This window comes from Streptococcus sp. ELY_137 (assembly GCF_058314515.1).
The window spans coordinates 23,875-41,672 of record NZ_JBZFUL010000018.1; the positions used below are offsets into that span (position 1 = coordinate 23,875).

At 41.3% G+C, this 17,798-nt stretch carries 19 protein-coding genes and 1 pseudogene; 1 reads left to right on the forward strand and 19 read right to left on the reverse strand.

The window, feature by feature from the left end; all coding sequences use genetic code 11:
* Positions 1 to 95 precede the first annotated feature (95 nt).
* The 5 genes from AC4HAO_RS10035 to AC4HAO_RS10055 form a co-directional block, all read right to left on the reverse strand.
* Entirely contained in the window at positions 96 to 1,037 is a 942-nt protein-coding gene (locus tag AC4HAO_RS10035) for an NmrA family NAD(P)-binding protein (protein ID WP_491135285.1), read from the reverse strand.
* 88 nt (positions 1,038 to 1,125) lie between these two features.
* A complete protein-coding gene (locus AC4HAO_RS10040; protein WP_491135286.1) occupies positions 1,126 to 2,013 on the reverse strand; it encodes a LysR family transcriptional regulator in 888 nt (295 codons plus the stop codon).
* A gap of 326 nt (positions 2,014 to 2,339) precedes the next feature.
* On the reverse strand, positions 2,340 to 3,164 hold the full coding sequence (locus AC4HAO_RS10045; RefSeq protein ID WP_491135287.1) for a glycosyltransferase family 8 protein: 825 nt from the start codon (positions 3,162 to 3,164) through the stop codon (positions 2,340 to 2,342).
* A 184-nt stretch (positions 3,165 to 3,348) separates the two neighbouring features.
* Entirely contained in the window at positions 3,349 to 4,329 is a 981-nt protein-coding gene (locus AC4HAO_RS10050; RefSeq protein WP_491135288.1) for an NAD(P)H-dependent flavin oxidoreductase, read from the reverse strand.
* Positions 4,330 to 4,447: 118 nt separating this feature from the next.
* The gene (locus tag AC4HAO_RS10055; protein WP_491135289.1) at positions 4,448 to 5,779 is read right to left on the reverse strand and encodes an NtaA/DmoA family FMN-dependent monooxygenase; all 1,332 of its coding nucleotides are present in this window, start codon (positions 5,777 to 5,779) and stop codon (positions 4,448 to 4,450) included.
* A 351-nt stretch (positions 5,780 to 6,130) separates the two neighbouring features.
* On the opposite strand from AC4HAO_RS10055, the gene AC4HAO_RS10060 reads away from it, so the two are divergent.
* A complete protein-coding gene (locus AC4HAO_RS10060; protein ID WP_491135291.1) occupies positions 6,131 to 6,682 on the forward strand; it encodes a TetR/AcrR family transcriptional regulator in 552 nt (183 codons plus the stop codon).
* A gap of 127 nt (positions 6,683 to 6,809) precedes the next feature.
* Here the strand turns inward: AC4HAO_RS10060 and AC4HAO_RS10065 are convergent, their stop codons facing one another.
* From AC4HAO_RS10065 to AC4HAO_RS10130, 14 genes and pseudogenes are all read right to left on the reverse strand, one after another.
* Entirely contained in the window at positions 6,810 to 7,340 is a 531-nt protein-coding gene (locus tag AC4HAO_RS10065) for a GNAT family N-acetyltransferase (protein ID WP_491135292.1), read from the reverse strand.
* Positions 7,341 to 7,360: 20 nt separating this feature from the next.
* Positions 7,361 to 7,653: pseudogene (locus AC4HAO_RS10070) on the reverse strand (ATPase); the annotation flags it as partial.
* Positions 7,654 to 7,839: 186 nt separating this feature from the next.
* Positions 7,840 to 8,328 carry a QueT transporter family protein gene (locus AC4HAO_RS10075; protein ID WP_491135293.1) on the reverse strand — a complete coding sequence of 163 codons (489 nt, stop codon included), beginning with the start codon at positions 8,326 to 8,328 and terminating at the stop codon, positions 7,840 to 7,842.
* 259 nt (positions 8,329 to 8,587) lie between these two features.
* Entirely contained in the window at positions 8,588 to 9,433 is an 846-nt protein-coding gene (locus AC4HAO_RS10080; protein ID WP_491135294.1) for an alpha/beta fold hydrolase, read from the reverse strand.
* A 3-nt stretch (positions 9,434 to 9,436) separates the two neighbouring features.
* A complete protein-coding gene (locus AC4HAO_RS10085) occupies positions 9,437 to 10,441 on the reverse strand; it encodes an NADP-dependent oxidoreductase (protein WP_491135295.1) in 1,005 nt (334 codons plus the stop codon).
* A gap of 128 nt (positions 10,442 to 10,569) precedes the next feature.
* Complete coding sequence (locus tag AC4HAO_RS10090; RefSeq protein WP_491078427.1) at positions 10,570 to 10,998, reverse strand: Rrf2 family transcriptional regulator; 429 nt, start codon at positions 10,996 to 10,998, stop codon at positions 10,570 to 10,572.
* A 325-nt stretch (positions 10,999 to 11,323) separates the two neighbouring features.
* Positions 11,324 to 11,479, reverse strand: a complete 156-nt coding sequence (locus AC4HAO_RS10095) for a hypothetical protein (protein ID WP_491093877.1) — start codon at positions 11,477 to 11,479, stop codon at positions 11,324 to 11,326.
* Position 11,480: 1 nt separating this feature from the next.
* Positions 11,481 to 12,131 (reverse strand): DsbA family oxidoreductase, encoded by a 651-nt coding sequence (locus tag AC4HAO_RS10100; protein ID WP_491093876.1) that lies wholly within the window; start codon positions 12,129 to 12,131, stop codon positions 11,481 to 11,483.
* Positions 12,132 to 12,148: 17 nt separating this feature from the next.
* Positions 12,149 to 12,328 (reverse strand): type Z 30S ribosomal protein S14, encoded by a 180-nt coding sequence (locus AC4HAO_RS10105; RefSeq protein WP_491093875.1) that lies wholly within the window; start codon positions 12,326 to 12,328, stop codon positions 12,149 to 12,151.
* Position 12,329: 1 nt separating this feature from the next.
* Positions 12,330 to 12,602: a hypothetical protein gene (locus AC4HAO_RS10110; protein ID WP_491093874.1), complete on the reverse strand. Its 273-nt coding sequence runs from the start codon at positions 12,600 to 12,602 to the stop codon at positions 12,330 to 12,332.
* Positions 12,599 to 13,516 carry a thioredoxin-disulfide reductase gene (gene trxB, locus AC4HAO_RS10115; RefSeq protein ID WP_491135296.1) on the reverse strand — a complete coding sequence of 306 codons (918 nt, stop codon included), beginning with the start codon at positions 13,514 to 13,516 and terminating at the stop codon, positions 12,599 to 12,601. The genes AC4HAO_RS10110 and trxB overlap by 4 nt, the downstream gene beginning before the upstream one ends.
* 9 nt (positions 13,517 to 13,525) lie before the next feature.
* Complete coding sequence (gene trxA / locus AC4HAO_RS10120; RefSeq protein ID WP_491093872.1) at positions 13,526 to 13,837, reverse strand: thioredoxin; 312 nt, start codon at positions 13,835 to 13,837, stop codon at positions 13,526 to 13,528.
* 185 nt (positions 13,838 to 14,022) lie between these two features.
* Positions 14,023 to 14,685, reverse strand: a complete 663-nt coding sequence (locus AC4HAO_RS10125) for an ArsR/SmtB family transcription factor (protein WP_491093871.1) — start codon at positions 14,683 to 14,685, stop codon at positions 14,023 to 14,025.
* 816 nt (positions 14,686 to 15,501) lie between these two features.
* Positions 15,502 to 17,544: a heavy metal translocating P-type ATPase gene (locus AC4HAO_RS10130; protein WP_491093870.1), complete on the reverse strand. Its 2,043-nt coding sequence runs from the start codon at positions 17,542 to 17,544 to the stop codon at positions 15,502 to 15,504.
* Positions 17,545 to 17,798 lie beyond the last annotated feature (254 nt).

The window sequence follows — 17,798 nt, forward strand, 5'->3', positions numbered from 1 at the left end:
AAGCGATACACAGCACAAAATAGGAAAACTATCATAAATGCCTGAAGTGGCTAGTAAGTCTTTGGATTTTTGCAAGTGTCGTTGGCTGTATTCTTTTAATTATCCTGAGAGTGTCGCTCTCCAACTTGGAATTCTGCCGCATGCTCAAACATATACCGAACACTCAAAGCCTTGTCTCCCGTAAGATTTTTAAAATCATCAGTGCAAAGATCCATCTTGCCCTCACGAATGGCTTGAGCAAACGTCACCATACCTTCCGATGAATAAGGGGCTTCAGAGTTGTCTTTAAAATCACCATCGGTTGTACGAGGGACACCCATGGCATCAAAGATAGCATAGTTTTCTTCATCAGTAATTGCCTTATAGGCAATATGATTTCCAGTAACGTCATTACCAATGGCCACAAACTCTGCCATGGTCAGAAGCTCTGGTCCATTAATATTTTGTATAGATTGATGCAAGTCATCTGCTAGCAAGGCGTAAGCTACTGCTTTGGCGCAGTCTCTTCGAGAAATATAGGCCATCTTCCCTTCACCTTGACTATTAGCAAGCGGTGCATTCGCGTGAACAAAGGTGAAATAGTTTGTAATCATGGCTTCAGCATACTGTGAGTTCCGTAAGAAAATATAATCGAGACCAGATTCTTCTATATATTTTTCGGTAAAAGCATGGTCGATCTTTTCCTTACTAGGATTGGTTGGATCAGATGCATTTACCAAAGAGGTATAGATAATTTTCTTCACTCCTGCTTCTTTAGCTGCATCTACAACATTTTTATGAGCCGTTTGCCGCTTTTCACCGACAAATGGCATGGAAATAAGTGCCAAAACCTCTGCACCTTCAAATTTTTCAGCCAAACCTTCTTTATGATTGAAATTCATTTGGCGAGTTTCGATGCCTTGATTAGCATATTTTTCAAGGGCTGACCTACTATAACCGCCAAAGATAAGACTAGATTTTTCTGCCAAGCCAAGCAGATAATCCGCAGCAAGGCCACCTAGATTTCCATCGACACCTGTTAATAATAATTTCCCCATGTGAATTTCCTCACTTTCATAAGATATCTTCATTATAGTGCAAACATTGTCAAATGGCCAATTCTGATTTATTATGGGCTATAAATTTTTATAATAAGTAGGTATTTAACTGCTTTATGAACTGTACTAATGCTTCATTCTCGGTGTCGGTCTGATAGGCTAGCACAAGTTCATAGGTATGCTGACTACTATTTATGGGGATACTCTTAATGACCCCTTCTAAACTATCAAGGGGATACTCACTAGCTGCAAATCCAATCAACTGTTCAGTGAGGATATAAAAGAACCCTTCCTCAAAGTCATCTACAGTTCTGGCTATATTTGGATAAAATCCATCTTCCAAGGATCGCTCCCTCATAGTTTGATAAGGCTTTCCCATTTTCTCTTCACTTAGCATAAGCAAAGGATATTTGTATAAATCCTCTACATCAAGACTATCAAATCTAAAAAGATCGTGTCCTTTCGGAACTAGAGCCCTGTAAATCCCAGATTTAACAACCACTTTTGATATGCTCTCACCCATAAACTCTTCCGAAAAGGACAAGGCCATATCAACTAACCCTTTTAAAAGATAATTCTCAATATCCTTGCAGTCAACCTTCTCTAGCTCTACACTGAAAACTTGAGGTTGATCCTTTAGAAAGCTAATAAAAGGTAGCAGTAATTTTATATCACTTAAAGATGTATAGGCTAAAGTTATTTTAGGAATTTGTTGACTTTTGGAACGACCGATAGCCTCTTGGGTTTCTTCATACTGCTTGAGCAATAATTGCGCATGATCATAAAATATTTTCCCTGACTCTGTAGGTCTTATGGGATTTGTAGAACGATCGAAAAATACTGTATCAAACTCTTTCTCCAAGCTAGAAATATATTGGCTAATGTTAGCTTGAGAAATATAGTTTTTTCTCGCCGTTGCAGTAAAATTTCTATAATCATATAGGTCAATAAAGTATTTAAGTTTTTCGATATGCATAACTGCCTCCCCCAACATCACTGGCTATCGATTAGATATTAGATCAAACTATTGAAATAGCAAGTTTTGATTTCTTTATTTTACACTTTCATCATGTCTTTTATTATGCTTTTCTAGGCACTGACTGTTCCATTCATAATTCTGCTTATTAATAAGTGCTCTGCTATTTTTAATTTGGGACTTGAATTTTTAGTTCCTTGTCTTTTTTATTATCGGATAGCTTATTGAAAATTTAGAGTTGCTAGATTTCATTCTTGTGCCTTCTCCCACTCTTTCATTGTCCTGTCTCCATTTTAGCATTCAAGTTTATTTTAACCATTTCTACTTCAGACCCCATGCGCTTTTTTAGCCATATATTTATAAAGAGCTGCGTAACGGGTGGTATAATTGGGTTTCCAAGGTTTGTCCCGACCAGCAAAGTGCAAAAAGACCGTATTTTCAATGACCCAGTCAATATCCCAATTGCCATTGCTGCGTGCTTGGTACAAACGACTGTATCTAGCATCGTAATTATAAATCTCATCAGGAACAGCTAGTACTCTATCTGCATAGAGACCATTTAAGACATCCTGATCAGGCAAGATCAGCTTAGTCCGATTCTTCTCGATATACTCTAAAATAGCTTGACGCCCCACAGCTTGACGGATTAGGGCAAGATTCATAAGGAGAACGCCTGTATTGAAATAAGAGGACTCCATTTCATAATTTTGAAGGCGCAACTGATTGATCAAATCCATAATTTTACTGTCAGCGTTATGGCTAGCTGCGGCGTAGAGATTTTGTCCCAGATCTTGCTGGTAAAAATCATTAAAATCATTGAGGCAGAGGATATCCGCATCCAGATAAAGGATCTTATCTAGGTCTTCCGGCAGAAACTGATGCGCCAAAAGACGGTAATAGATAGTATCGGGATAGCGATCCGTCGTTGGGGCATCCTTAAATGGTTGATCCCCTACAAGGATGGGATGGTAATGATAATCTAATGCTTGACAAAAACGGGCTAGTTGGTCGCTCTTCGCTAGGGCTGTTTTTTGCAGAAGATAGACATGCACTTCAGCAGCAGACAGATTCTGCTTAACAGAATAAAGCGTTACCTTAAACTGCTCGACATAGGCATCATCAATAGTGAACAATAAATTAACTGACTCCATAACTCATTTTCCTCTTTTAAAATTCTAGTGCCATTGTAACATGCTAAACCTGAAAATAAAAATACGAGTCAAAAGTCCTTCCTAAAAGGTAGAGACAAAAAAATTCTATCCTAGTTCAGATAGAATTTTTACACAAAGTCTGTGCTATTTGGAAGGCCGTTAAGCCCTAATATTTCCCTATGAGTTACACCAAATCCGCAATCCCGCTCATGAGTTTATCCATGATAACGGCGACGGGTTCAATCTTATCAATCATTGAGATACCAAGTCCAAAAGAAGCGAAGCCCTTGGTCAGATCTCCAAAGAGCATCCCATCACGCATGCCATTGTAGCCCCGCTGCACTTCAAAAATCGCTTCTTCCGTCGCTCCGTCCTTACTCATCTCTAAGAGTTTATTAGGAATTTCTCCCGGTAATGAACGGTAATAGGCAGGCACTGTACGGTAAAGCAAGAGATCAGAAGCGTCAGCTTTTAAGGCCATCTCTTTGATGTTTTGCGCTAAGATAGACTCCTCTGACATCATGAAGGCAGTACCAACGTAGAGCCCTTCTGCACCCAGGGCAAAAGCTGCCCGTGCTGTACGACTGTCAGCGATACCGCCGGCCGCCATGACTGGTACACGCCCCTTAGCCGCATCCACAATCATAGGGACAATTGAGAAGGTCCCGATAACCTTGCTTGGAACTGTCCCGCCTTCATCAAAACCAGTCGCCACAATGATATCGGCACCACCTTGAATAGCTTCTTCAGTATTTTTAACATCTGGCGTTTCTGCCCGAAAGACAACCTTGATGCCTTTTTCCTTGAATTTAGCCGTCCAGTAGGCAGAAAATTGACCGACCATGATAGCAACAGGTACTTTTTCTTCAACCATGAGATCAAGCATTGGACCGGTAAAAATATCAGTCAGTTCACTGCCCGGTGCTACATTAATCCCCAATGGTCTATCAGTAATCCCACGTACAATATGAATTTCACGGCGCATATTTTCAATCGTTTCCTCTACGGTTGTTGCTGCGACCTTTTGACCAGCACTGATGCCAAGCACTCCGAGACCACCCGCCGCGCTGACTGCACCTGCATAGTGCCCATCAGTCAACCAAGCTAGGGGACCTTGAATGATCGGCTTCTCAATTCCTAAAATTTCTGCCACACGATTTGTCATAAGCTGACCTCGATTCTTTATTTTTCTACAGCCTAATAGTACATCTGTCATTTAATTCGGTCAAATGGCAGAAGAAGTCTTTTTGTCACTTAGATGACAAAATGGATAAAACTGTCATCTAACCCTCTGTTCGCACACCATATTGATAAGGAAGACCTAGATTTTCTCGGAGTGTTTTACCTTCATAGTCTGTGTGGAAGAGACCGCGTTCTTGCAGGATGGGAACAACCTCATCGACAAAGCGCTTAAGATCTGTTTCATAGACGTCAGGCATGACCCAGAAACCGTCGGCAGCGCCACTTTCAAACCATTCAGTTAAGTGATCAGCGATATCTTCAGCTGTTCCGACTGCTGCAGGGTGATAGTCAATAACTGAGTGGTAAACCACTTCTCGTAGAGTCCAGCCTTCACGCGCCACTCGGATGATGTTTTCAGTCCGTGGGTCACTGTAAGGCGTGATTTCAACGCCGTCTAGAATCTCAGGATCGATTGGCCTTTCAATATCAGCCATGGTAAAGTTAACCCCTAGTGCATAGCCGATATGAGCCACTCTTTGATAAAAGGTTTCTTCATCAATGAACCTTGCATGGCGCTCTAGGGCATCTTTTTTACTGTCTCCGATGAGAGGCATGACTCCTGCGATAAAGGCGATACTATCTGATTTTCTGCCGTTTGCAACAGCGGCTTGGCTGAGGGCCTGACGCATGGCTTGTCCCTGCTCAATCGTCCACACTTCACCAACATAGACATCAGCTTCTTTACCGGCAAAGGCAACACTATTGCTTGAACCACCTGAGTGGAAAATTGGCGGTTGACCTTGTTTTGATGGCGGAATGGGTAAGGTTCCAGACGTTTCAATATAATTTCCATTGATGGACACGGATTTCACCTTGTCATAATCCGCGAAAATTTGCTTATCATGATCGAGTTTAAGCGCATCTTCTTCCCAAGTTGCCCATAAAGCTTGGACTGCTTCTACAAATTCAGCTGCCTTGCCGTAGCGATCAAAACTGGACGGCAAAGAAACACCATAGGCATTGGCACTAACCCCATTAGCCCCAGTTACGGCATTCCAAGCCACACGACCTTTACTAATCGCATCTAGCGTCTTGAATTGGCGAGCAACTTCGTAGGGATTGTTCCAAGACGTCGCTCTGGTAATCCCTAGACCAATATACTTTGTCTGACTGGCAATGACCGTCGCAATCAGCAAAGGATCCATCCCCATGGTCTGCATATCAGCATTATCAGCAGCTTTTGTCCCAGGAAAATCACCAAAGAACATAAACTGGAATTTTCCTTTTTCTGCCAATTGGGCTTCTTTAACATCTACCGAAATATCTGGATAGTCTTCCAAGTGAACCTCTGGATCCAGCCAAGATTTAAAATTTAAACCTGCTGCGCCAAACATAGCAAGCCCGAGTTTCATTTGTTTCTTTTCTGTCATCATGCTTACTCCTATTCTATTATTAGATGGTCATCATGCCATACTCCAGAAAATAGTCACTACCGCTCTGCTGTTTTGTTGATTTAGTAAATACCTCTAGTAGTGAGGCTGATCAGCTAGAATAGTGACAAGCATTTGTCATTTTATCTATCACCCATCTTTACCAAGTCAAGAACTGTTCGATAATCGATTTAGCAATATCTAAATGATCTGTTAGGCGATTTTTCATGAATCACCTTCTTTTCTCCTTGGTAATATGGTATAGTATTTATAGTACACCTGTCATTTAAATAATGCAATGGACATTATCTTCACATCTGTCACTTAAAGGACACATTAGAAAGGACTGTCATCTTGAAAAAAGACTTACGTTTTGAAAAGACCGAAAAAAACTTGCAAGAGGCTTTCTTACACCTCCTGCAAGCCAAGGACCTTGCTAAAATTTCTGTCAAAGAAATCTGCCAGCTGGCTCAAGTATCACGCAATGCTTTTTACCAACACTACGAGACAAAAGAGCATCTCTATGAGAGCCTCCTGCAGAAAATCCTTCTATCTATGGAGGAGGCCTGTCGCCCAGTCGCTAAAGATCTCAGCCATATCACGCCGGCAGAAAACCGACTCTTTCTCAATAATATCCTGCATGCCGTGGATCACAACCGCTTCATTATTCACCAACTCTTAACCAGCCAACCCGCTAGCTTTTCGGCGGCCTTTCACCAGATGATCGTTACCACCAACCTAGACGGCAGCCATGAGCATGGCTTGACTGTAGATCCTGCCTCTATCCACATCTTTTCAGGGGCTATTGTTGCCTTTGTCCACTATTGGCTTTTAGACACCAACTTAAGCCTAGAAAAAGCACAGGAAAAGCTTTCCAATGTCCTTAGCCATATGCGACTACTCTAACATCAAAAAAATGCAGACTTTGAGTTAAGCTAACAAATGTTTTTATAGTCAGTCTATAACCGTGAACAAGTGCTAAAATTAAGACGAACAAATTTGCTTCTTGTTCACTTTATATTATTATCCCAAATCAATGATCTGATATTGAGAGAATTTTCTGAAAACGAAACATGCCGTCACTATCATCTGTAGCCGTGTCATTATTTCGGTGAGGATCTGGATGCTTTTCATGAAAGTACTCGATAATATGAAATCCCAGACGGTTCACATAGAAATGAATATTTCTGGTTTCAAAATATGGTGTCATAGTCTCCCATACTTTGACTTGTGGATAGTGTTTTTCAACTTCTTGCCAAGCTGCATAACCGATTCCCTTACTATGATGCTGCGGAGAGACAAATAATAAATCTAAGTCTCCTTTGCTACCATTTATTTGAAGAACCAAGCCACCAACAATTTGATCTTGATCAACAATTCTATAGGCGATTCCTGTATCAATAGCCTGCTCGATAGTTTGGCGAGAGATGATTTCGCCATCCTTTTCAAAATGAGCGTCACGCTTGCCAAATTCTTCTAGTGCGCCATATCTAAAGGATTCCTGATTGTCTAGGATGAATTGTTCTTTGTCTTCTATTTTTAGCAATTCTAATCTGACTGTCATACATTCCTCCTTTATCTACTTTACTTCTCCAACAACCAGTCCACCAAATTTTTCTTGATGATCCCATCGTAATTTGCTGTAGGTTGAATTCTGCCTAAAGTTAATAGGTATTTTGGAATTTGATCCTAGATTTCTTTTAGGGATGGGGCTCTCTTTTTAAGATTTCTGAAACTAAGGTTGTCTCGCTCACTTGATAGCACTCCTAAAACTCTTGGTCAGTGACAGCTACGAAATACACTTCATACTTTCCAGTGTTACCTACGTATACTTTAGGATATCGTCGACACAATTCTAAATAAGCCAGATTTTCAATAAAACGATTTTCATAGCATTTACTTTGTCACCATTATATCATCAAATCATCTCTACCATCTATTATTTCTATTATTTTCAATTTTTTAGAAATAATCATAACAGTCAACATTTATTTTATAGCTATTTTCAAATTTGCGATAATAAAAAAACCTCAGTTGACTTGTGTGGCAACCAAGGGATCTAACTATTTAACAAGGAATCTTTCTAAGGGTGTTTTGAGGTATTTATCGACGATAAAGACACCGATGACGGCAATCAAGAAGTTTGAAACACCTACAGAAAAGACGCTGAGGGCAAAGGCCTTGCTTTCAAATGGAATCTTGGTCACGTAAAAAATGACGCTTGAAACGACCAAACCAGCTGTTAGGGCATATAAAAAGCTCTTAAGATAGGCCGATTTGAAGACTTTATTATAGACGAATAGGGATAGAGTTTGGATGACAAAGCCACCCAAGACATCAATCAAGCCGAAACCTGTAAAGAAATTGCTGACCATGACCCCGATCACAAGGCCATAAGATAGCCTTGGAAAGAAAAAGGGAACTGCCATCAAGAGTGTTGATAGGCGAAATTGGAAAATCCCACTTGAGATGGGGTTGATGAGAGTCAGCACTAGATAGATGGCTGCGATCATAGTATTTTGTGCGATGAGTTTGGTAGATAGTTTGCTCATGGTTCACTTCCTAATCTTATTCTATAATTTCTGTCACTGCTATTACTTGCAAGCTTATAACTGACAGGATTATTATTGTAACAAGAATACCAGCTGAGGTAAAGAACTGTTTCTGGGGAATTAGAGCGTCAGCACGTTTATAGCCTTGACTAAATTTAGCCGGTTTAGCTTCATTTTATGCGGTCATATCCCTTCATTTGCTAGCTTGGCGGCTAAGTGCTTTCCAATACCGTCCGTTGAGCCGGTGATGAGGATGGTTTTAGTCATGTGATACTCCTAAGAAATCCTCTAAATCCTTAGCAAATTGATCAGCATACTGAAAGAGTGAACCATGACCAGCATTGGGATAGATGATGAGCTGGCTATTGCGAATTTTTTCGTGTATGATATAAGAATTTTCCGTCGGCACCATCATGTCCTTATCCCCATTGGCGATAAAAGTCGGTTGGCTGATAAAGCTCAGGTCATCCTCTGCTGACTTGCCCCAGCGTTTGATGGCTTTAAGCTGACGCAGGAAAGACGGAACTGCCATGGCCTTGTCCGCATAAGCCTGATCACGGCTGTCTAAACGACTGAGAACCTTATCTGCTTCTATTTTGCCCTTAGCATCATGCCCGTAAAAAATATAGCGTTTAGGATCTACGTGGTGGAAACCAGCACGCGCCATATAACGAAAAGTCCTTGACGTCACCTTATCAATACCGATGCCGCCTCGGTGCCCTGTCCCAACTAGAACGAGTCGGTTGACTAAAGTTGGCGCAAGCCACACGACTTCTTGAGCGACCATACCGCCCATGGACAGTCCCAGTAAGTTGATGCTGGCATAACCCATGGCCTTGACAATAGCAATCACCTGCTCAGCCATGCCTGGAATAGTTGGGGCAACCTTACCCTCGCTTGCTCCAACACCTGGTAAATCAAGCAGAATGACATGTTGTTTTTGAGTTAAAAGATCGATCAGCTTAGGATCCCAGTTATCCATGGTTGCTGCTAAATGAACCAGCATGACCAAAGGCCGTTCTGACTTGCCTTTTGCGATTTCACGGTAGGCGATTTTGTTGCCATTAACAGTAATATATTGGTTTTTAGTTGTTAAATAAGCCATGTTTTACCCTTTCATGCTGAGGACTGTTTTACCACGTGAGCGACCATTAGCGATTTTGTCTAAGGCTTTATTGACATCTGAAAAGCCAAAGACGGTATCTATAGACGGCTTGATCTGGCGCTCGGTAAAGATAGCTGCCACTTCTTGCAACTGCTTGCCGTTGCTTTCCACGAAGATAAAGTCATAATGGACCCCGTATTTATCAGCCATTTTATCGAATTTACGGCCAGCTTGAGCAAAGAGAAGCTGCTTATATTTGGGAAGGTTCATACGCTTGGCAAAGGCTCCATTGGGCATAGCACGAAGCGACACTAAGTGACCAGCAGGTTTTAAGACAGTCATCTGTTTCTCGGTCTCCGCACCGCCTAGTGTGTCTAAAACCAAGTCAATATCTGACAAGAGCTCGGTATAATCCTGTGTCTTGTAATCCAAGAATTGATCCACACCTAGTGATAGGACACGATCACGACTATCAGCTCCGCCATTGGTGATAACATTTAAGCCTTTAGCCTTAGCAAGAGGGATAGCCATAGCTCCAACGCCACCAGTTCCACCTGAGATAAAAAGGGTCTGCCCGGCTTTGGCATCCATCAGCTCTAAGGCCTGCATAATGGTTAGAGCAGTCAGTGGCACACCAGCGGCTTCTTCATCTGTCAAATAATCTGGAACGATGGCCAAGGCTTCAGCATCCACTGCCACATATTCGGCAAAAGCACCAATACTATCTAACGGCAGGCGTCCAAAGACACGTTCCCCCTTCTTGAACTGGTTCACATTGCTGCCGACCTCCTCGACTATACCGACTACTTCGTTACCAGCGATGAGAGGCGTTTTGTAGGGGACAATCATCTTGACCTCACCACGAGTAATCATGTTATCCAGTGGGTTAACACCGGCAGTCAATACTTTGATAAGGACTTGGTTTTCCACTGATGTTGGCTTTGCGACATCGACTAGGTCAAGGTTGAGGTTGTTTTTGCTGTAGGCGTTTAATTGTGCTGCTTTCATGATTTTCTTCTTTCTAATTTTTGAAAATAGCAGAACTGGGTCTGTTAGTTATTGAGGTAATTGTCAACTCTTTCTTGTTCTTGTTTTGAGTACAGATACAAGTTGATTTAAATTATTAGCCAAGCTCATTACTTGGCTAAGTTAGCTTGTTTGTAGAGATTAGCAATGACATCCGCCAAGCTTTGACTGGCTAGCTCTTCAGCTAGTTGTCTTTCTGCTTGTTGGAAGACTGGGCTGATGGCCCCTTCAATATGCTTGCCGACAGGACAATCCATATTCGCATGCTGATGAACTTGAAAAAGCTTGACTTGCGCCACTTCTTGGGTCGCATAATAGATTTCAAGCAGACTAATGTCTGAGGGAGCCTTGGTAAGCTCATAGCCGACCTTGCCCTGATGCGAGGTCAATAAATTGGCGTTTTTTAAAAGGGCGATAACCTTGCGGATATAGCTAGCATTGGTCCCAACGCTTGTTGCCAAGGCTTGTGAAGATAAGCTTTCCTTGGTTTCAGCAATCATGGCCAAAATATGAATGGCGACAGAAAATTTGGTATCCATAGCACTCCTTCTCCAAACACTGCTCTGCTATCAGTAACTGACTGATAAGCGGCAAACTTGTTCTTGTTTGTGATACAAGTATAGGATAGGGTCTTCAATTTGTCAACCTACTTGCTCATTTTTTTAAAACACTCTATCCCATCCTTAAGTGCTACTGAGATTCACTTTGACAGAAAAAATAGCCACAAAAGTGGCTAGTAGGGCACTATTCTAATTACGACAGATTATCATAATACTACTGATGGTTTCTTCTACAGGGCTAACAGATTAATCTCAGAAAACTGCCCCGTTCGTAAAGGGACTAAATTTAACACAGATAGTTCCATCAGTCTGTTTCCTCAATCTGTGTCATCTCACTGGTTTGTTCAACTGACTCAAGCAAGCCTGGATCAATGGCACAGCCATCAATACCACAGACAAGACCGATACCGTTTTCGTTGGCTCCAGTAGATTCAAAAAGATCTAATTTAAATTCTTTCATTCTAAACCTCTCCTTCTTCTGCTTGGATTTGTTTAAGGGCTGCTAACATATAGTCATAGGGCTGAGCACCGGAAATGCCATATTTCTGGTTAATTACAAAGAAGGGTGCTCCTTGCACACCTGATTGGTGAGCTTCAAGAATATCTTGTTTCACGTCACTTGAAAACTCTGTTCCATCTAAAAAAGTTGAAACCTCATCAGCTGGCAGACCGACTGCTGTCGCAGCGGAGACAAGGACTTCCTTATCAGCGATTGAGACATGATCTACAAAATAGAGCTGGTAGAGTTTCATGATCAAGCCTTGGTGATCTTCCTTAGACAAGCGTTTGCGCGCCCATTTGACTAAACGGTGGGCTGAGAAGGTATTGGTTGGAATAGCACCAGCAACATCTAGATGCAAGCCTTCCTCCTCACCCATAGCAGCCATGTGCTCAAATTGCAATTTGGCTTGCTCCTGGGTCATCCCGTGGCTGGCCGCAAATTGGGTTTGCATGGTTTCGTCAGTTTCTAAAGGCGCATTGGGATCTAATTGAAAGGCCTTCATTTCCAAATCATAGGGATCTAATCCCACCTCTCTCATCGCCCGTTTCATACGAGCTGCACCGATATAACAAAATGGGCAGGCAATATCTGACCAGTAACTAATTTCCATTGATAATTCCTTTCTTGTTACCAAGATGCTTTTTTCAATCCTGGAATCATTCCTTTATAAGCATTGCTACGTAGGCAAATCCGACAGAGTTGAAATTTGCGGTAGACCGAGTGTGGTCGCCCACAGGATTGGCAACGGCTGTACTCTTGGACAGCGAATTTCTTTTTCTTAGCTTGCTTGAATGTTTTTCTAGCCATACTAGGCAACCTCCTTTGCCATCAACTGCCCCTGCTCAAAGATGAGTAAACTGATTTGGTTTGGATTTAGTCCGTATAAGGGAATCAGTTTAGGGACTTGAAATATATCTGCTTGATAAAGAGGGAGATTACGGTCTCTTGCTTCTTTCATCAAGGCTCTTTGCCCTAAGGGAGAGAGACTGCACTGATTGGCAGAGACTAAGAGCGCAAGACGAGCTGTCGCTGAGACAAGTTCTTTTAATTCCAAAGTTGATGTGATACTATCTTGAGTCATTGGTTGAGATACTCCAAAACATCTAGAGCAGCAATGGCACCACTAGCAGCTGCTGTTACCGCCTGTTGATACTTAGGATCTTGGACATCACCTGCTGCATAAATACCTTTTACTGTTGTCTTTGAATTTCCTGGTTCTGTTTTGATATAGCCCTTATCATCCAAGGCGAGCTTACCCTGTAAAAACTCAGTATTCGGATGATGACCGATAGCTACAAACAAACCATCTGCCTTAAGGTGAACCACCTCTCCCGTCTCGTTATCTTTGAGATCAAGTCCAGTCATACCTAGCATGTCTGACTGGACCTCAAGCGGGGTGTAGTTGAGCATCCAATGAATCTTATCATTGGCTTTTGCCCGCTGAACCATAATATCTGATGCTCTTAACTCTTTTCGACGATGCACAAGGGTCACCTTGGAAGCAAACTTGGTTAGAAAGATCGCCTCTTCCATGGCAACATCACCTCCACCGACCACGACAATTTCGCGTTCTTTATAAAAGAAGGCATCACAGGTTGCACAAGCACTGACACCCTTTCCAATCACTTCTTCTTCGCCAGGAATTCCTAGGTACTTAGCACTGGAACCTGTCGCAATAATGACCGCTTTGGTTTGAAGGGCCTCTCCATTATCCAGATGAATGGTAAATGGGGAAACATCTCCTTCAATATTTTCAACCAAACCAAAGGTCATTTCAGTCCCAAATTGCTCGGCTTGTTGGCGCATGCTTTCAACAAGTTCATTACCATCTACACCTTCTTTAAAACCAGGGTAATTTTCAACTAGAGTTGTCGTTGTCAACTGACCTCCCTGAGAATACCCTGAAATTAACCGATTCTTTAAACCAGAACGGCTCAGATAAATCCCTGCCGTGTATCCGGCAGGACCTGATCCAATAATAATCGCATCGTACATAACCTTCTCCTATAATTGACTGGCCAACTTATCGGCCAGAATTTTTTTAGATTGAACACCGATTGTTGCATCGACCGGCTTTCCATCTTTAAAGAAAATAAGGGTAGGGATGGAACGGACATTGAACAATTGGGCTAGCTCAGGTGATTGATCGACGTCAACCTTAGTCACGCTGGCTTTCCCGTCAAATTCCTGCGCTAACTCTTCTACGACTGGCTCAATCATCTTACATGGTGGGCACCAGGTCGCACCAAAATCTACCAATGTGACACCAGCCTGGATTTCTTGTGCAAAAGTTTCAGTTGTTAGTTGTTTTGTCATGATAGCCTCCTCTATGATATTCAACTAATTCGTTGAATAGAGTTTTAAAAAAAAACAGCATTTTTATATTCAATCATTTAATTGAATAATTGAATTATAGCATGTTTCAATAAAAGGTCAACTGTTTTGCTCAACTGTACTAAAAAAAGTAGTTGACTTTTTAGCAAACTACTTTTTACATTGACTTATTTGATGGCTAAACCTGTGCCCCATTTCCAATCTGCAAAACTTCGATTAAGGCTAAAAGCTTGATAGCCCATGTTCTGTAAATCTTGGGCAGCTAGATTAGCGTAACCACATTGACGACCACGACAGTAGAGGATAATTTTTTTATCTTTTGGCAGCTTCGTTTTTCTCTGAGCAAACTCGTCAATCGGTAGATTCAGCGCTCTTGGCAGATGCCCAGCTTCAAACTCCTCAGCTGGTCGAAGATCAACCAAGACAACATCTGCCTGCTCAGACATCTCCACTGCCTTATCCAAAGTTAGTTGGCTAACTCCAGCCGCTTGATCATAATCTTTCTCAATAGCACGAACTTCAGCAAGCTGCTCCTCACCTACATCAAATAATAAAAGGATAAGCTGAGCCACTTTTTCTGAAGCCAAACTATAACGAATATAATTTCCATTGCGGTGCGTCACTACTAAATGACTGTCTTTTAGCACTTGAAGGTGTCGTGATGTATTAGCAACCGAAAGGCCAGTTGCTTGTGCAATCCCCTCTACCGATTTAGGGCCCTGTGATAATATATTTAAAATTTCAATCCGCTTCTCACTACCCAATCCTTTGGTCAAATGAGATAAAGCCTTGTATAGATTAGTTTTATAATGGTTGATTGTTTCCTGCATATTATTGACTCCTATATTATTCAATTAGATAGTAAAATAACATCTCGAAATTGTCAATGATCTTCACTTCTGAAATGCTCTCCCAACACACTCCCACACTTCTTCCATAAAAGCGATCTTACCACTCCTACAAAAACAATTACTCGGTTATCAATTAATACAAATGTGTCATAATGTAAAAGCCTATCTATAAAGAAGATAAAAAAACACTTCTGTTAGCATCTAGTAAACTAGAATCAGAAGTGTCTTTTTATTTGTTATCTCTGCTATATCTAATCTTGCAGAGACCTTTTCTGGTAGCCGTTAGCATCAAAGTTATCAGGTGAAAGCCACCGCTCAAAGCGTATTTATTCAACAGTCCATTCTTTTTTCTATTTATTTCGATATATTTCCCCTACTGGTCCACCTCTCTACTACAAGGAAATTTGAAACAGACAAGCCAGCACCTCTCTCTTTACTCCCTCCCTCATAGCAGTGTAGCTTAAGGATGAAGGAAGTAACTAGCAAATAGGAGATATGATATATTTCTTAATTTCCTTGGGTAACGTATAGATATTTTTTAGTCATTGCTTACCCTTTCTCAAGGAATCACTGATGAGACGCACGAGTGCTACCTTTTTTAAGAAACTTACCTATACTTATTTCTTAAATAAGTTTACAATATTTTGTCCCACTCTCAGATTTTAAAGCAATATGATGAATATCCGCACCACTGAGAAAAGATTCGGATTACTAATACGAATAGGTAAGTCCTTTGTATAAAACGTTAGCCGGATTTTACCTTAGAGTTGAGGAGGCCCTACACGATGTCTTTTCCTATCCTTGTCCTTTCATTTTCAGGGTCATCGCATTAATCGCAACAATAACCGTGGATAATGACATGAGAATAGCACCAGCAGCTGGATTTAAGATAAATCCGATTGGGGCTAATATTCCAGCAGCTAATGGAATAGCCAGAATATTATAGCCAGCTCCCCAAATCAAGTTTTGTACCATTTTTCTTCTTGTATTTTTGGCTAGATCTAAAAAGTATAAGATATCCTTTAACCTACTATTGGTCAAGACAAGATCTGCAGATTCGATAGCGATATCAGTACCTGCCCCTATTGCAATGCCAAGAGTGGCACTGGCTAAGCTTGGTGCATCATTGATCCCATCGCCTACCATGGCTACTTGATCTCCCTGAGCCACTAACTCGGCTACCTTTTTTTCTTTATCGCTTGGTAACATCTCTGCGAAATAGTTTGTGATTCCTAAGTAGTCAGCAACAGCCTTAGCTGAGTCTTTATTATCTCCAGTCATCATGATTGGGGTAATCCCATGATTTTTTAGTGACTTAATAAATTCGGCTGAATCAGATTTAACAGTATCACCCAGAGCAATCATACCTGCCAATATACCGTCGACAATAAGAAAGGTTAATGTATTTCCCTGTTCTTGATAAGGTTTGATAACTTTTGGATCAATATTAAATCCAAGGAGTTTGATGGCTTTGTAGCTTAAAATTTGGACTTCTTTATTATCAATTAGACCTCGAATTCCTTTACCAGAGATATTCTCTGTCTCCTGTGCATCCCTTACGGGAATGTTGCGTTCAGAAATATAGTTAACAATACTGGTTGAGATAGGGTGATTTGATGTTTTTTCTAGTGCTCCGTAAAAAGCTAAAACATCTTCAGCAGTGTAGTGGGAGAACTGTTCAACACCTGTAACATCGAATTTTCCTTCTGTCAAAGTACCAGTTTTGTCTAAAACCATTTTATTTAGATGACTGGAAACTTCGAGAGCTGAGCGACGTTTTAATAATAGTCCGTTTTGAGCAGCCATTGATGTTGAACGAGAAACGACAAGCGGAATCGCTAATCCCAGAGCGTGTGGACAGGCGATAACCAGTACTGTCACTGTAAATTTAAGTGCCGTTGGCAAATCTGCTATCAACAACCAAACGATAAAGGTCACAATACCAACACTAACGGCCACATAGAATAACCATTTGGCCACCTTGTCGGAAAGGACTTCCAAATGAGACTTTTCATCCTGCGCTTTTCGTACCAGCTCCATGACTTGAGCTAGGAAGCTGCTTTCTCCAGTACCAGTTACCCTCATTTGAATAGTCCCATTGCCATTAATAGAACCTCCGATGACACTATCTCCTACATCTTTAATAATTCCCCTAGATTCACCGGTAACGGCTGATTCATCCGCAATTGTTGAGCCAGATTCGATGATTCCATCAGCAGGCATTTTATCACCGGCACGTACTAAGAGAACATCGCCTTCTTTTACGTTTTCGAGAGCTACATTCTCCTCCTTACCATCGGTGATACGAGTAACTTCATCGGGTAAAAGCTTGGCCAATTGCTCTAGTGAAGAGTTTGCATTGGATATAGCCTTCATCTCAATCCAGTGACCTAATAGCATAATAACTACCAGTGTCACCAATTCCCAGAAGAAATCCATAACATGATCGCCTCCGATAAAGTTATTGGCAATGAAGGCATAGACACTATAGAAATAAGCAACAGATATCCCCATAGCAACCAGGGTCATCATACCAGGACTTTTCGCCTTGATTTCATCTTTAGCACCAGTAATGAAGGGCATCCCGCCATAGAAAAATACAGCTGTCGAGAGAATTAATACTATCCAATTGGACCCAGGGAAGATAAATTGAAACGGTAGTTTCAACCCCATAATTGGTGATAAAAATAGCACAGGAAGAGATAGAATAAGACTTACCCAAAACTTTTTCTTGAACATTTCAGCATGGCCACTATGAGCCATTCCACCCCCATGACTGTGGTGAGTCGCATGTGAAGAATGAGACCTATCCATGTGATGATTGTGTTGATGATTCATAACAGACTCCTTTTAGTTTTTAAAAATTATGATAATGGCATTGACTCTAAAGGCACTGACACTGGAATATTTTGAGTGCTACTTTTTCTTTAAGTAAGAGCATTAAGGTTTTGATGTCAGTTATACTATACCCAATTTGTAAAATTAAGCTAGACAGAAAAAAGCCATTTATGTTAGGCTCAGATAAACACCACATTTGTCTGAGAGGAACTACCATAAATGACCTACACCCATCTTACCACAAACGAACTCGT

What these genes read in the sequence shown, in the direction of transcription:
- AC4HAO_RS10035 (WP_491135285.1), bottom strand. Translation starts at nt 1,037, where the DNA reads ATGGGGAAATTATTATTAACAGGTGTCGATGGAAATCTAGGTGGCCTT.
- AC4HAO_RS10040 (WP_491135286.1), bottom strand. Translation starts at nt 2,013, where the DNA reads ATGCATATCGAAAAACTTAAATACTTTATTGACCTATATGATTATAGA.
- AC4HAO_RS10045 (WP_491135287.1), bottom strand. Translation starts at nt 3,164, where the DNA reads ATGGAGTCAGTTAATTTATTGTTCACTATTGATGATGCCTATGTCGAG.
- AC4HAO_RS10050 (WP_491135288.1), bottom strand. Translation starts at nt 4,329, where the DNA reads ATGACAAATCGTGTGGCAGAAATTTTAGGAATTGAGAAGCCGATCATT.
- AC4HAO_RS10055 (WP_491135289.1), bottom strand. Translation starts at nt 5,779, where the DNA reads ATGATGACAGAAAAGAAACAAATGAAACTCGGGCTTGCTATGTTTGGC.
- AC4HAO_RS10065 (WP_491135292.1), bottom strand. Translation starts at nt 7,340, where the DNA reads ATGACAGTCAGATTAGAATTGCTAAAAATAGAAGACAAAGAACAATTC.
- AC4HAO_RS10075 (WP_491135293.1), bottom strand. Translation starts at nt 8,328, where the DNA reads ATGAGCAAACTATCTACCAAACTCATCGCACAAAATACTATGATCGCA.
- AC4HAO_RS10080 (WP_491135294.1), bottom strand. Translation starts at nt 9,433, where the DNA reads ATGGCTTATTTAACAACTAAAAACCAATATATTACTGTTAATGGCAAC.
- AC4HAO_RS10085 (WP_491135295.1), bottom strand. Translation starts at nt 10,441, where the DNA reads ATGAAAGCAGCACAATTAAACGCCTACAGCAAAAACAACCTCAACCTT.
- AC4HAO_RS10090 (WP_491078427.1), bottom strand. Translation starts at nt 10,998, where the DNA reads ATGGATACCAAATTTTCTGTCGCCATTCATATTTTGGCCATGATTGCT.
- AC4HAO_RS10095 (WP_491093877.1), bottom strand. Translation starts at nt 11,479, where the DNA reads ATGAAAGAATTTAAATTAGATCTTTTTGAATCTACTGGAGCCAACGAA.
- AC4HAO_RS10100 (WP_491093876.1), bottom strand. Translation starts at nt 12,131, where the DNA reads ATGGAAATTAGTTACTGGTCAGATATTGCCTGCCCATTTTGTTATATC.
- AC4HAO_RS10105 (WP_491093875.1), bottom strand. Translation starts at nt 12,328, where the DNA reads ATGGCTAGAAAAACATTCAAGCAAGCTAAGAAAAAGAAATTCGCTGTC.
- AC4HAO_RS10110 (WP_491093874.1), bottom strand. Translation starts at nt 12,602, where the DNA reads ATGACTCAAGATAGTATCACATCAACTTTGGAATTAAAAGAACTTGTC.
- trxB (WP_491135296.1), bottom strand. Translation starts at nt 13,516, where the DNA reads ATGTACGATGCGATTATTATTGGATCAGGTCCTGCCGGATACACGGCA.
- trxA (WP_491093872.1), bottom strand. Translation starts at nt 13,837, where the DNA reads ATGACAAAACAACTAACAACTGAAACTTTTGCACAAGAAATCCAGGCT.
- AC4HAO_RS10125 (WP_491093871.1), bottom strand. Translation starts at nt 14,685, where the DNA reads ATGCAGGAAACAATCAACCATTATAAAACTAATCTATACAAGGCTTTA.
- AC4HAO_RS10130 (WP_491093870.1), bottom strand. Translation starts at nt 17,544, where the DNA reads ATGAATCATCAACACAATCATCACATGGATAGGTCTCATTCTTCACAT.